The sequence below is a fragment of the Faecalibacterium taiwanense genome (assembly GCF_036632915.2).
Taxonomy (GTDB): Bacteria; Bacillota; Clostridia; order Oscillospirales; family Ruminococcaceae; genus Faecalibacterium; species Faecalibacterium taiwanense.
In genome coordinates this window covers 1,471,301-1,485,019 of record NZ_CP155552.1, presented here as the reverse complement: position 1 = coordinate 1,485,019, position 13,719 = coordinate 1,471,301, and the positions used below count along the sequence as shown (strand labels likewise).

Annotated in this window: 15 protein-coding genes and 1 pseudogene; 7 read left to right on the top strand and 9 right to left on the bottom strand. The window is 59.3% G+C overall.

What is annotated here, in order from left to right; all coding sequences use genetic code 11:
• Positions 1-20 precede the first annotated feature (20 nt).
• From PXT33_RS07465 to PXT33_RS07455, 3 genes are read left to right on the top strand one after another with little or no spacing between them, the layout of a single operon-like run.
• The gene (locus PXT33_RS07465; RefSeq protein ID WP_097777907.1) at positions 21-776 is read left to right on the top strand and encodes a GntR family transcriptional regulator; all 756 of its coding nucleotides are present in this window, start codon (positions 21-23) and stop codon (positions 774-776) included.
• A gap of 28 nt (positions 777-804) precedes the next feature.
• The gene (pyrB, locus tag PXT33_RS07460) at positions 805-1,746 is read left to right on the top strand and encodes an aspartate carbamoyltransferase (RefSeq protein WP_097781881.1); all 942 of its coding nucleotides are present in this window, start codon (positions 805-807) and stop codon (positions 1,744-1,746) included.
• A gap of 1 nt (position 1,747) precedes the next feature.
• Positions 1,748-2,185 (top strand): aspartate carbamoyltransferase regulatory subunit, encoded by a 438-nt coding sequence (locus PXT33_RS07455; protein ID WP_097781882.1) that lies wholly within the window; start codon positions 1,748-1,750, stop codon positions 2,183-2,185.
• A 415-nt stretch (positions 2,186-2,600) separates the two neighbouring features.
• On the opposite strand, the gene PXT33_RS07450 is transcribed toward PXT33_RS07455, so the two are convergent.
• From PXT33_RS07450 to PXT33_RS14820, 9 genes and pseudogenes are all read right to left on the bottom strand, one after another.
• Positions 2,601-3,908, bottom strand: a complete 1,308-nt coding sequence (locus PXT33_RS07450) for a GHKL domain-containing protein (protein ID WP_332376237.1) — start codon at positions 3,906-3,908, stop codon at positions 2,601-2,603.
• Positions 3,901-4,623: a LytTR family DNA-binding domain-containing protein gene (locus tag PXT33_RS07445; RefSeq protein WP_005941248.1), complete on the bottom strand. Its 723-nt coding sequence runs from the start codon at positions 4,621-4,623 to the stop codon at positions 3,901-3,903. The genes PXT33_RS07450 and PXT33_RS07445 overlap by 8 nt, the downstream gene beginning before the upstream one ends.
• A gap of 244 nt (positions 4,624-4,867) precedes the next feature.
• Positions 4,868-6,238, bottom strand: a complete 1,371-nt coding sequence (locus PXT33_RS07440; protein ID WP_347070265.1) for a sodium-dependent transporter — start codon at positions 6,236-6,238, stop codon at positions 4,868-4,870.
• A 700-nt stretch (positions 6,239-6,938) separates the two neighbouring features.
• Positions 6,939-7,847: a pseudouridine synthase gene (locus tag PXT33_RS07435; RefSeq protein WP_347070541.1), complete on the bottom strand. Its 909-nt coding sequence runs from the start codon at positions 7,845-7,847 to the stop codon at positions 6,939-6,941.
• Positions 7,848-8,250: 403 nt separating this feature from the next.
• Positions 8,251-8,658, bottom strand: a complete 408-nt coding sequence (gene ytfJ / locus PXT33_RS07430) for a GerW family sporulation protein (RefSeq protein ID WP_005941263.1) — start codon at positions 8,656-8,658, stop codon at positions 8,251-8,253.
• Positions 8,659-8,737: 79 nt separating this feature from the next.
• Positions 8,738-9,487: a hypothetical protein gene (locus PXT33_RS07425; protein WP_097801861.1), complete on the bottom strand. Its 750-nt coding sequence runs from the start codon at positions 9,485-9,487 to the stop codon at positions 8,738-8,740.
• A gap of 3 nt (positions 9,488-9,490) precedes the next feature.
• Positions 9,491-10,042, bottom strand: a complete 552-nt coding sequence (scpB, locus tag PXT33_RS07420; RefSeq protein WP_005941268.1) for an SMC-Scp complex subunit ScpB — start codon at positions 10,040-10,042, stop codon at positions 9,491-9,493.
• A complete protein-coding gene (locus PXT33_RS07415) occupies positions 10,039-10,761 on the bottom strand; it encodes a ScpA family protein (RefSeq protein WP_097778376.1) in 723 nt (240 codons plus the stop codon). The genes scpB and PXT33_RS07415 overlap by 4 nt, the downstream gene beginning before the upstream one ends.
• A gap of 2 nt (positions 10,762-10,763) precedes the next feature.
• Positions 10,764-11,437, bottom strand: a pseudogene (locus PXT33_RS14820) (site-2 protease family protein).
• Between the two features lie 413 nt (positions 11,438-11,850).
• On the opposite strand from PXT33_RS14820, the gene rpmB reads away from it, so the two are divergent.
• The 4 genes from rpmB (at position 11,851) to PXT33_RS07385 (ending at position 13,680) form a co-directional block, all read left to right on the top strand.
• Complete coding sequence (gene rpmB, locus PXT33_RS07400) at positions 11,851-12,039, top strand: 50S ribosomal protein L28 (protein WP_082210844.1); 189 nt, start codon at positions 11,851-11,853, stop codon at positions 12,037-12,039.
• Positions 12,040-12,108: 69 nt separating this feature from the next.
• A complete protein-coding gene (locus tag PXT33_RS07395; protein ID WP_097774886.1) occupies positions 12,109-12,285 on the top strand; it encodes a DUF4250 domain-containing protein in 177 nt (58 codons plus the stop codon).
• A gap of 100 nt (positions 12,286-12,385) precedes the next feature.
• Positions 12,386-13,141, top strand: a complete 756-nt coding sequence (locus tag PXT33_RS07390; protein WP_005941285.1) for an esterase family protein — start codon at positions 12,386-12,388, stop codon at positions 13,139-13,141.
• Positions 13,142-13,284: 143 nt separating this feature from the next.
• Complete coding sequence (locus tag PXT33_RS07385) at positions 13,285-13,680, top strand: metal-sensing transcriptional repressor (protein WP_332376233.1); 396 nt, start codon at positions 13,285-13,287, stop codon at positions 13,678-13,680.
• Positions 13,681-13,719 lie beyond the last annotated feature (39 nt).

The following is a 13,719-nucleotide window of genomic DNA, read 5'->3' as shown; positions in this document are numbered from 1 at the left end:
GTGAACGGAGGAACCGAACCATGAAGGAATCTGCACTTACCTCTTCCAACCGATTGGGCGGTGCTGTGATCAGCGACCGCATCGTTGCCAGTCTGCTGGAAGAGCTGCGCACCGGGCGCTATGCCCGGGCCGACCGTCTGCCCGCCGAGGTAGATCTTGCCGCTGAGCTGGGCGTGAGCCGCACCGTCATCCGCGATGCTTTGAGCGAGATGGAGCGCGCAGGCTATGTGGAACGCGTGCGCGGCATTGGCACGGTGGTGAACCGCGCTGTGCTGAGCCTGCGCAGCCGGCTGGACCAGAAGCTGGAATACTACCCGCTGATCCGCAGCTTTGGCAGCTACCCCCACGCCGATGGCATTCAGGTATTTCCCATCCGTGCCGGTGAAGAGCTGGCCCGCGATCTGGAAATTGAGCCGGGCGACGACGTGATCTGCATCAAAAAGCGCATTCTGGCCGACACCACCCCGGTGATCTACTCCATCGACTACCTGCCCAGAGCACTGTTCGGTGCCAGAGACTACACCCGCATCGACCTGACCGGCGGCGTGTTCGATATTCTGGAACGGGAGTGTCACCAGCAGATCTCCTCCAACGTCGCCCACCTGAAGGCAAGCTGCGGCGACGATGCCATCCGCTCCGCCATGCGCCTTGCTCCGGGCGAGGCCATGCTGCTGCTGGACGAAGTGTGTTTCAATCGTTTGTGCCGCCCGGTGATGCGTTCGCTGAGCTACTACACAAACTTCTTTGATTTTTCCATTTTACGCAAGCTGCTCTAAACCAAAAAACTGACGGAGGTATGCACCCATGCGACATCTGATCGACCCGTTGGATTTTACCCAACAGGAAATCTCCACGCTGCTTGATCTGGCCGACCGCATCCATGACGACCCGGCCGCGTATCAGGAGGTGGCCCGGCATAAAAAGCTGGCTACCCTGTTCTACGAGCCTTCCACCCGCACCCGCCTCTCCTTTGAGGCAGCCATGCTGAACCTTGGCGGCCATGTGCTGGGCTTTCCCAGTGAGAACGTGTCCAGCGCAAGCAAGGGCGAAAGCGTTGCCGACACCATCCGCGTGGTGTCCTGCTATGCGGACATCGTGGCCATGCGCCACCCCAAAGAGGGCGCACCGCTGCGCGCTTCCCGCTACTCCCGCATCCCGGTGATCAACGCGGGCGACGGCGGCCACCAGCACCCCACCCAGACCCTGACGGACCTCATGACCATCCGCCGCCGCATGGGACGGCTGGATGACCTGACCATCGGCCTGTGCGGCGACCTGAAATTCGGCCGCACCGTGCACTCCCTCATCAAAACCATGGCCCGCTGCAAGAACATCCGGTTCGTGCTTATCAGCCCGGAAGAGCTGCGCGTGCCGGACTACATCGTAAAGGACGTGCTGGAGGCCAACGGCATCCCCTACCAGGAGACCCGCAGTCTGGAGGAATCCATGTCGGAGCTGGACATCCTGTACATGACCCGTGTGCAGAAGGAGCGCTTCTTCAACGAGGAGGACTACATCCGCCTGAAGAACAGCTACATCCTCACCAAGGAAAAGATGGACCTTGCAAAGCCGGATATGGCTGTGCTGCATCCCCTGCCCCGCGTCAACGAGATCGCACTGGACGTGGACGACGATCCCCGCGCCGCCTACTTTGAGCAGGTGCAGAACGGCGTGTATGTGCGTATGGCACTGATCATGACCCTGCTGGGCCTGCGCGACCCCAAGGCACCTAAGGAGGAGAACTGATATGTTGAACATCGATGAAATTCAGAACGGAATCGTGATCGACCACATCAAGGCAGGCACCGCCATTGGCCTGATGGACCTGCTGGGCATTGCGGGCAACCGCACCGCCAGCGTGGCGCTGATCCAGAATGCACGCAGCAGCAAGAGCGCCAGCGGCCGCAAGGACATCATCAAGGTGGAGGGCGATGCTTCCTGGCTGAACCTGGATGTGCTGGCCTACCTTGACCCGGGCATCAGCGTGACCATCATTGAAAACGGCAAGGCCGTGCGCAAGGAAAAGCCGATGCCCCCCAAGCGCCTTGTGAACATTGTAAAATGCCGCAACCCCCGCTGCATCTCCTCCATTGAGGAAGAGTGCGACCAGATCTTTGAGCTGAGCTCCAACGGCAAATACCGCTGCATCTACTGCGAGCAGGAGCTGCAGGTAAAGCCGGAATAACGACACAGAAAAAGAGCTGCTGTATCAGGCAATTTTGCCGTACAGCAGCTCTTTTTTGCAATAAAAAATCTGACGGAACTCTCACCGACGCAAATGCCCTGTGCGGCAGATGCTCCATTCCCACAAGCAGCACCTGCCGGACAGAAATGCGACGTGCCGAGTGACTTTATCAGCAGCAAACCCCAAAGTTCGCCGTTGAAAGCCCCGCCAGATGAGCTGCGCAGCGCATGAGGACTGCACAGCGAAGAGCAAAGGGAAAACAGAGCAGCTTAACACGCACCACTGCCCGGATCACTGCACAGGGGGCAAAGCTTCACCAGGTTTTCCTTTGGCCGCAAATCCGCCCTGCCCCGGCAGGAGGTCACCTTTACTGGTCTTAGTATAGCATTGTTGCGTGCCTGTTGCACAGAACATGTCATAAATTGTCGGTACACATGTCATGAACTGCGCACGGGATGGCGCAGGTAAACCGGAACCACCGGTCGCGGCAGCTCACGGTATACTCGGCACCGTACTTGCGCAGCACGTCCTGCACGTTGGCAAGGCCCATGCCGTGGCCGCTCTCCTTTTTGGTGGTGCCGGGCAGCTTGCCCTCCTCCAGCAGCAGGTCTTCCTGCACGCGGTTGCGCACCGAGATCAGATATTCTTCCGGCGTTTTGCGGATGCGCACATGCACCTCCGGCGGCAGGGCCTGCGCTGCGGCGCGGGTGGCGTTGTCCAGAAGGTTGGAGAGCACGATGACCATATCCATGCTGTCGAAGGGCATCCGCTTGAGATCGCACAGGTCAAAGTAAATGTTCACGCCAACTTTTGCCGCTTCTTCGTATTTTTTGCTCAGAATGGAATCCAGCAGCGGGTTGTGGGTATCCATGATGGTGGTGCCCGCCGCCACCGTTTTGCTCACGCTGGCAATGTAGGCCTGTGCGCCTTTCAGATCTCCCTGATCCAGCAGGGCGGTAAGGGCTGTCATGTGGTTGGTGAACTCGTGGGTCAGGCGGCGCTGTTCCGTGTAGGAATCCAGCAGGGCTTCGGCACGCTGCTGTTCCAACTGAGCACGGTAGCGGGAGTTCTGCCGCTGCACCACCTGATCGTTGAACATCTGCACGATGGCGATATGCACCAGCACCGCCACGCTCATGCCAAAGGTGAGCAGCATGGTCATCCGGGTAGCGGGCTGCTGGGTCCCTGTGACCATCAGCACGATGTTCAGCACCACAGCCACCCCGGGGAAAAAGGACATCACCAGCGCCTGCAGCGGCTGCAGAGCACACTTCTGGTTCCAGCTGTACAGGGAATGCGCAACTGCTGCACCCACGATAAGGTTCGCGGCGCACAGCGCGATCAGGCAGCCGGGGTGCTGCCATGCTTCGCCGGTGCGCACTCCTGTGAACCAGGAGTAGGTATAGTTGACCGTGTTCTCCACCAGCAGGCACATGGTGCCGTTGATCAGGCAGGCGGTGAGCTTATCGGCAAAGTTTCCGCCAAACAGCTGCGCCGTAACAAAAAGGTACAGCACATTGAGCAGGACGCTCTGCACATTGAAAAATGACATTCCTGTTGCGAGTGACAGGCCCAGCTGCCCCATACACAGCAGCTCTGCCCACAGAACCGGCCAGCGCAGTTTTCCCCTGCCCAGATAGGCCCACTCCACCAGAATAAAGGCGTTCCCCTGGACCAGACACACCAGATGCCCCAGCATCATTTCCGCAAATGCATCACTCATCCACATACTGCCCCTTCCATTCCAGATATGCGTTCTGGATGGCTGCATAGCCTGCGCGGCTCACGCTCAGCTCCACCCCGTTTTTCAGCAGGGCGCGGTAGCTGCGGATGCTGCGCACATATTTCATGTTCACCACATCGCTGCGGCTCACCTGCAAAAAGCCGTTCTCGTAGAGCATGGGCGGCAGGTCGGCGATCTTGCCGTAGTAGGTGCAGATGGGCCGGCGGGCAATGTCGCCGTAGACGTTGATCTGGCGCAGGTCGCTTTCCAGATAATAGATCTGATCCAGCGGAATTTCCGTTTCGGTGCGGTTGTGGTGCACCGTCAGAGTCTTGCGCTGGTCGGTCAGGGCGGCAAGCAGGTCGTCCAGACACTTGGGCAGGGTGCGCGCAATGTCCCGCTTGAGCAGGTAGCGGTAGGCGTTCACCGTGTAGCCTTCCAGCGCAAATTCCAGATAGGCCGAAACATACACCAGCATCAGTCCGGGGCACTTCTGCTTGAGCTGACGGCCCAGCACCATGCCGTTTGCACCGGGCATGTCCACGTCCAGAAACGCCAGCTGATACAGCTCCAGCCCCGGCGTTGCAAGCACCTCGGCTGCGCTGGTGCAGACGGCGGTGTGCACCTGCACGCTGCGGGCGGTAAAGTAGACGGTGACATATTCTGCCATACGCGCGCCGAACGCCGCATCATCGTCACAGATCAGGATATGCATGGAAGGTTCCTTTCTGCCGCAAAAGGCCCCTCTTATTTATGGAATAAGAGGAGCCGGGAACTCCTTCAGTCTCGCATTCGCTCGACAGCTGTTCCTCTTCTGGCACTTCGTGCCACCTCCCCGACCGGGGAGTCTGTCTCGGAGAGGGAGCCTCTGGCGATGAGGGAAAGCTTTCCGGTATGCCAAAGCCTTCCTCATTGAGGGAGGTGGCATGGCGTCAGCCATGACGGAAGGAGTGTTTTATTTACGCAAAAAATTTATCGTAGATGCCAAAAGCAAAGATGAACAGCACGATCACCGGCAGCACGCAGGTCAGGTAACCGCGCATCCAGTCGTGCATCTTGAGGCCCTTGCCGGTGTTGACTTCCTTTTTATAGTTGTCCCAGCCCCAGCCGTACTTGGTAACGCAGAACAGCAGGTACACCAAGCTGCCCAGCGGCAGGAACAGGTTGCTCACGAGGAAGTCCTCCAAATCCAGCACAGCGCCGCCGAACACGGCAAAGCCGTCCCATGCCCACACGTTGTAGCCCAGCACGCAGGGCGGCGAAAGCAGAGTGATGAGCACGAAGTTCACCAGACTGGATTTCTTGCGGCTGCAGCCGGTCAGCTCCATGCCGCAGCAGATGATGTTCTCGAACACAGCCAGCACGGTGGAAAGCGCTGCAAAGGCCATGAACAGGAAGAACAGGGAGCCCCACAACCGGCCCATGGCCATGTTGGCAAAGATGTTGGGCAGGGTAATGAAGATCAGGCTGGGGCCGCTGGTCTGGTCCACACCGTAGGTGAAGCAGGCCGGGAAGATGATGAGACCGGCGGTGATGGCCACGAAGGTATCCAGCACCACGATGCGGGCGGACTCGCCCAGCAGGGAGTGCTCCTTGCCGATGTAGCTGCCAAAGATGGACATTGCGCCAATGCCAAGGCTCAGGGTGAAGAAGGCCTGATTCATGGCGGACACCAGCGTGTTGACCACGCCCACCTCTTTCATGCGCCCGAAGTCGGGCACGAGGAAGAAGCTCAGGCCTTCCTTTGCGCCGGGCATGAACAGGCTGTTGACGGCCAGCACCACCATGATCACCAGCAGGGCGATCATCATGACCTTGGTCACGCGCTCAAGGCCGTTCTGCAGGCCCTTGGCGCATACAAAGATGCCCAGTGCCACCACGAACACCATCCAGAAGGTCATCACGCCGGGGTCTGCCAGCATTTCGGTAAACTTGCCAGCCACCTGATCGGCGTTCAGGCCTGCCAGCTTACCGGTGGCGGTCATGTAGAAATAGTGCAGCATCCAGCCTGCCACGGTGGTGTAGAACATCATGAGCAGATAGCAGCCAATGAGGGTGAGGTAGCCGTGGATGTGCCACTTCTGGCCCGGCTTTTCCAGTGCCTGATAGGCCCGCACCGGGCTTTTGCGGGAAGCGCGGCCCACCGCAAACTCCATGGTCATGATGGGCAGGCCCAGAATGATGAGGAAGATCAGGTAGAACAGCACGAACGCGCCGCCGCCGCCCTGACCGGCAATATAAGGGAACTTCCACACGTTGCCAATGCCGATGGCACAGCCCGCCGAAAGCAGAATGAAGCCCAGACGGGACTTCAGTTTTTCTCTTTCCATGATTCCAAACTCCTTGTTTTCCGTTCTGCTCTGCCCTGCCCTTTGCGGGGCCGGGCGAAGCGTTGCTTTTGTATTATAGCACAAATTTGGTCGAAGAACAGGGGCGCTTCAGTGAGATGAACTTTTGTTGTCAAAAGTGTTCTTTGTCTTTCCCGCGTGCACAGCCCGTCCTGCCGCAGGGCCGTACCGCAATTTTCGTTGCAGATGCGTCCGTTTTCGGTGTATTTGCGGCGGGCTGAAATTTTTCTCACCTGAAAGGTGAAGAGCTGACAGTTATTCACTTATATAAAAATGCCTTGCATAACAGCCGAGAACCATCTCTTGACAAACCAACAAAAAGAAACTATACTACAAATAGAGAAGGTGCTGTCCGCAATGGTCAGCTTCCTCCGGCTAATTGGTCAATAAGAAGAATGACCGCTCACCGTTTGGAGACTGGGGCGGTCATTTCTTATTGTTATGGATCTCTTTGAAGATTGCCCATGCGATCTGAAATGTAATCCCAACTGTGCCGCCAACAATGACGAACAGCTGCAGAACATCGTTCAACACCATGATGCATCCCCCCTTCCGCGTTTGCGAACGGGGGAACAAACAATAAGCTTTTACGTCCCCCGGACGCTTGCCGGAGGAAAGCATGACCACCTGCGCTTGCAGACAGCACCGAATCACCGCCTTTTCGGGCGGCATCTTTATGATATCATAAAAAATAACATTTTACAATAAAGAAAGCACCCGCTGTACAGGTGCTTTCTTTTCGTTTATATAGGTATATAGGCTTACTTCCGCTTTTTGGGGCAGTACCCTTGCCCACCGGGCCGCGGGGGCGGCGCTCGGCAGCCTTGGACTGCACTGCGGCGCTGCGGGTCTGGGCGCGGCCCTTGGCGGCAGCGGCACGCAGACCGTTGATCTCTGCCTTGGTCAGCTCACGGTAGGTGCCGGGCTTGAGCATTCCCAGCTTTACCACGCCCTCGGCGTTGCGCTTCAGGCGCACCACCTCAAGGCCCACGGTCTCGCACATGCGGCGGATCTCGCGGTTTTTGCCCTCTTTCAGGGTCATTTCCATCACGGTGCGGCCCGGCTCGTCGGTGACAACATTGATGGCGCAGGGCATGGTCTTGGTGCCGTCGTCCAGCACAACGCCGCTGCTCAGCTTCAGGATCTGGCTTTCATCGGCGCGGGGCTGCACGGTGACGCGGTACAGCTTGGAGATGCCGCCCGACGGATGGGTGACGGCCTGCGCAAACGCGCCGTCGTTGGTCATGAGCAGCAGGCCCTCGCTGTCCTTATCCAGACGGCCCACCGGGTACAGGCGGGCGGGGATATCGCTCACCAGCTCCATCACGGTCTTGCGGCCCAGCTCGTCGCTGGCGGTGGTCACATAGCCGCGGGGCTTGTACAGGGCCAGATAGTACATCTGCTGATCCTTACGGATATAGATGCGCTCGTCGTCCACGTGCAGCACGTCGCGGTTGGGGTCCATCTTGTCGCCCACCTTGACGGGGTGGCCGTTGACCTTCACGCGGCCCTCGGCAATGATCTGTTCAGCCGCACGGCGGGAGCACAGACCCTGTTCAGCCATGATCTTTTGAATACGTTCTTCTGCCATAATAAAACTCCTTGTGCGCCTCCCGGCGCTCAAAATGCGCACCTCTCCCCTGCTTTGGGGTGCGGGTGCGCCTGTATCAAAACTGTGAGTTGGAAGCTCACAGTTACGGCGATAGTAGTTAGCAGGCCAGCAGGGAGCTTTCTCCGCGAACAGCCCGGAACCCACGGTTCCGCCCCAATACTTCGTATCGGGGCCCCACTTCCCGGTCATTCGCTGGAGAAACTCCCTGCCGTCCTGCCGGGATCGGCACCGGATACTCCGGCAAGATGCGCGAAGCCATGTCTAAAGTGCAGGCTGCGACTAAAATCGACAGAAAAGCCCGACGGGAAGTGCGAGGGCTACACCACGCTGGTGGTCTGGCGAGCGCAGGCGGGACGGAGTGTCCGGTGCCAAGCCCCCTCCCTTACTGCTCAGCAGGAGCAGCAGGCTCTTCCTTCTTTTCGTCCTTCTTGATGAGGGCGGCAACCTTGTCCACCAGCTCCGGCAGCATGGTCAGGGCACGGTTGATGGTGTCGGCGTTGTCCGACAGCTGGATGGTGCGCACGCAGCCGTCCTTTACCACGAGGAAGGCCACCGGCTGGATGTTCACACCCGCACCGGAGCCGCCGCCGAACAGGTCCTTGTTGGCGGCGTTCTTGCCGTCAAAGTCGGTGCCGCCGGAGGCAAAGCCAAAGCTCACCTTGGAAACCGGCAGGATGGTGGTGCCGTCCTCGGTGATGATGGGCTTGCCAATGATGGTGTTGGAGTCCACCATCTGGTGGATCTTCTCCATGGTAACGTTCATCAGGCCCTGAATGGGATGCTCAGCCATAAAACAGCTCTCCTTTATCGGTTTGATTCGGGCAAAGGCCCGTTGTCTGCAGATCCGGATACACGTATAGTGTACCACATTATAGGAAGATGTCCAATACTTTTTTGCGCCAGAACTCGTACAGCACCCGCACCGCCGCAAGGACGATGAACAGTGCCTGTGCGCTCACCCGGCAGGACACCCGGTCCTCCACGGTGGGCTGCCCGCTGCCAAAGTCCGGCAGGATGCGCAGCTCATCGAACTGCAGCCAGAGAAAGCGGTCCAGCACGCCCAGCACCGGGTACAGCCACGCCTGCAGCTTGCCGTAGCTGCGGGCAGCGGCGGCGGGGTCCTCCCCGCGCACACCAAGGCGCACCTGTATTTTTGTGATACGCAGCGCACCGAACACAGCCTTGGTCAAAGTGCCTGCACCTTTGAGCATGGTGCAGAGGATCTCCAGCGTGATCTTTGCCTTTTTGCGCGGCTGGGCGGGCTTGTTTGCCTTGGCGGCAGCGGCGGCGGCCTTTTTGCGGGCCTTCTCCTCTGCCTTTTTCCGCTTGCGCTCGGCCCGCCATGCGGCAAACTTTGCCTTGACCTTGCCAAAACCCCTGGGCGGCTCCGGGTTTTCCGGTGCGGGCGGCGGCTCCGGCTTCGGGTACTGGAACACCGGGAAGGTGATGCCCAGCGCACCGGCCTTTACGGTGAGCACGCCGTGCTCCCAGCACAGGTCTGCGCAGAAGGGGCACAGCAGCAACAGCACCAGTAAGATCAGCACCACCAGCAGCAGAATGCCGATCACCCGGAGGATGAACAGCAGCACTGCGCCCAGCGCGGCGAGGAATGCTCCCATGCGTTACCCCTCACTTTCTGTCGGTGATGCGTTCGTTTCTGTCTCCTGTCCGTGCACCGGCGGCAGGTCGGCCAGAGAAGAAAGGCCGAACACCCGCAAAAAGGTGTCGGTGGTGCGGAAGCTCACCGGCCTGCCCGGCAGGTCAAGGCGTCCGGCTTCCTCAATGAGGCCCTTTTCCAGCAGGCCCGACACGCTGGACGAGGAATCCACGCCGCGCACCTGCTCGATGAAGGCGCGGGACACCGGCTGGTTGTAGGCGATCACGGTCAGGGTCTCCATGGCGGCGGGGCCAAGGGGCACTGCGCGGCGGCTGTCCAGCAGGCGGCGGATGCAGTCGGCCCACTCGGTCTTGGTGGCAAGCTGCCAGCGGGTGTTCAGGTGCAGCAGGCACAGGCCGCTGTCCTCCCGGGCGTAGCGCTCCCGCAGGGCTTCCAGCGCGGCTTCCACGCTGAGCTGCGGCAGCTGCACCGCCTGGGCCAGCTTGTCGGCACCAATGGGGTCGCCGCTGGCAAACAGCATGGCTTCCACGGCTGCACGGATCTGTTTCTGGTTCATTCCTTCTCCTTATCACGTTGGATGCGGCCCCGCTGCATGGTCAGCCGGCCCTCGTCGTCCAGCTTTACACGGCCACCGCGCACCAGCTCCAGCAAGGCCAGAAAGGTGGCCACGTTGGTGCTGCGGGTCTGCTGGCGGCTGAACAGCTGGCTCATTTTTGCCGCTGTGCCGCTGATCAGGTGCCGCAGAATGTACACCACCCGGCTCGTCACCGACACCATGGGCGCTGTGACCAGCGGCTCGAACTGCTGCTGGGTAGGCTCCCGGCGCAGCTTGGTGCGGCCGGAAAGAACGGCCCAGTAATCCGCCAGCACCTGCGGCGCATGGTGCAGGTCGTAGGTGTTATCGAACTCCATCTCCATGGGCGGACGCACAAAAACCGGCGCAGCTTCGGCCTTTTGGCGCAAAAGCGCAGCCATGCGGCGGCACTGGTCGTACTCGATCAGCTGGCCGGTGAACTCCTGCTTCATGCGCTCGCCCTCTTCGCTGCGGGGCAAAAGCAGGTAGCTTTTCATCTCCACCAGCCGCGCGGCCATCTCGATGAAGGCGCTGGCGGCTTCCGGGTCCGGGTCGGCCCGCGCCACCGTGGCGGTGTACTGGTCGATCAGCTCCAGAATGGGGATGTTGTGCAGGTCCATCTTATGTTTGGCCACAAGCGCCAGCAATAATTCCAGCGGGCCGTCAAAATCTTCCAGATGGAAGGTCAGTTCTTCTGCCACGCTCACACCACCGTCCCAAGGCCGGCATAGTAGATGGAATACGCGATCTTATCAATGTAGCCGGTGCCCTTGCCCAGCAGCTCCCACACGATGTTGTTCAGGTAGTACAGGGGGGTATCCAGTGCGCCGAACCACACTGCCGCCAGCAGGGCGATCATGATATAGCGCTCGTACTTCATCAGGCCAAAGTAGATGCGCCGGGGCAGCAGCACCAGCAGGATGCGGCTGCCGTCCAGCGGCGGCACCGGGATCAAGTTGAACACGGCAAGGCTCACGTTCATCAGCACAAGGTACTGCAGGAACATGGCAATGTAGATGGTGGCATCGTTCACCGGTGCCCAGTAGTACATGAGCTTCCACACCACCATGCCCACATAGGCAAGGAGGATGTTTGCCGCAGGGCCAGCCAGCGCGGTGAGGGCCATGCCCCACTTGGGGTTTTGAAATTGCGGGGGTCGGTGGAGACGGGCTTTGCCCAGCCCACGCCCGCAAACACCATGCACAGCGTGCCCAGCAGGTCAAAGTGGGCAAAGGGGTTCAGCGAAAGCCGCCCCTGCCGCTTTGCGGTGTCGTCGCCCAGCAGCCATGCTGCCAGCGCGTGGCCGCACTCGTGGAAGGGGATGGCCACCAGCGCCACCAGCGCGCGGATGAGATAATAGATGCCCTGAGAGGTCATTCGATATTCCTGCCTTTTTTCAGTATACCATATATAATACTATTTTTTGAGGTTTTAGACAAGGGGTAAACTCCTTCCACCGCTAACGCGGTCCCCCTGTTCCCCCTTTTGTCACTTACGTGACATCTTCCCCCGGCCGGGGAAGTCTTTCTCGCGGAGGAGGCTTTGGCATACCGGAAAGCTTTTCCTCTTCGCCAGAGGCTCCCTCACTGAGACAGACTCCCCGGCCGGGGAGGTGGCACAAAGTGCCAGAAGGGGAACAGCTGGCATCGCGCAGCGATGACTGAAGGAGTTTGGTTTTCCAAAAAACCGCAATATTTTTTGAAAAAGGCTTGCATTTTGCCCGGCAATCTGCTACAATAGTCAAGCTGATTATTTTGATTCCTTACTTCACTGCAGGAGGTGCAAGTACCATGGCTAAATGTGAATGCTGCGGCAAGGGTGTTGCCTTTGGTATCAAGGTTTCTCACTCTCATCGTCGTTCCAACCGTACCTGGAAGCCGAATGTCCGTCGTGTCAAGGCGGTCGTTGAGGGTTCTCCCAAGTACGTCTACGCATGCTCCCGTTGCCTGCGCGCTGGCAAAGTTACCCGCGCTGTCTAATTTGGTGTATGTGGCCGGTCACTTTGTCGAGTGGCCGGCTTTTTTTGTTGCTGTAAGGAGGCAAAACACATGGCTCTGCCCAACGATCCCATCATGCTGCTGAGCGTGGTGAACCTGAAGCTGCGTGATTTTTACAAAAACCTCGATGCTCTGTGCGAAGACATGGATGCCGACAAGGCAGATCTTTGCGCAAAGCTCAAAGCTGTGGGCTACGAGTACGATGCCCAGCGCAACCAGTTCGTGTGATATTTCCAGAGAAAGCTTTCTTTTGATCGCTAACGACCGGCACCAACGTGCAGCGACTACGCCCGGGCCGGTGAATATAGAAACAAGGAGTGCTTGATTTATGATCCAGGGTACCTATTACAAAGAGTGGAGCAGCGTGCTGAACCGCGAGATGGAGTTCAAGGTATACGGCAGCGCCGGTGTGCCGGTGCTGGCCCTGCCTGCCCGCGGCGGCCGCTTTTATGATTGGGAGAACAACGGCATGCCCGATGCCATTGCCCCGCTGCTGAACGAGGGCAAGGTGCAGCTGTTCTGCGCCGACAGCATTGACGGCGAGGCCGTACTGAACGGCGACATCCCGGTGCGCCGCCGCGCCGAGATGGAGGAAAAGTACTTCGTCTACCTTACCGCCGAGCTGGCTCCCCGGGTGCTGGCCCTGAACGGTGCCGCAAAGGATGCCAAGCTGTGGTGTGTGGGCATCGACCTTGGCGCTGTGCACGCCGTCAACTGCCGCCTGCGCCGTCCCAAGCTCTTTGCCGGTGCCATCGGCCTTTCCGGCATCTACGATCTGGCCCGCTTCTGGGGCAGTGAAGCCGACGATCTGGTGCTGCGCTGCTCTCCCCTGCAGTATCTGGCCGAGAACGGCATCGCCGACAAGCTGGCTCTGGCCAAGGCCGAGGAGAACAGCCTGATGCTCTGCGCCGGTCAGGGTGCCTATGAGGACGATGCCAAAGCCGACACGCAGGCGCTGGCCGATGTGCTGGCCGCACAAGGCCTGCCCGCCCACCTCGAGGTCTGGGGCGGCGATGTCTCCCACGAGTGGTACTGGTGGGGCAAGATGCTGGGCCTGTTTGTGCCGCGGATTCTGGAGAAGTAAAAGTGATTTGATAGAGGGAAGGCATTTGCAGTGCCTTCCCTCTTTTTGTTTGTATTTTTCAATTCCCTACTTGATTTATCGGGTTTGCTGTGCTATACTCATGCTGTAAGACACATACCCCCTATGGGTAAAGGAGATATTTTATGGACAACGAGAAAAAGCCCTGCTGCTGTTGCGGCACGCCCGCCCAGTCCGAAGCTGCCACGGCTCCGGCCGTTGACGCATCCGCTGTGCCCACCGAAAGCGTCACCCCCTCCTGCTGCCGCCACAAAGACCGCACCCCGGAGGAGCACAAGGCCCTGCTGAACCGGCTCAGCCGCATCGAGGGGCAGGTGCGCGGCATCCGCGGCATGCTGGAAAAAGATGCCTACTGCGTGGACATCCTTGTGCAGGTGGCGGCGGCGAACTCGGCACTGAACAGCTTTTCCAAAGAGCTGCTGGCCCAGCACATCTCCACCTGCGTGGCGGACGACCTGCGCGCGGGCAGCGAGGCAAAGCTGGACGAGCTGGTGAATCTGCTGCCCAAGCTCATGAAATAAGAAGCCCTTTTCCGTGCATACTCAACGTAGGAGTGATAT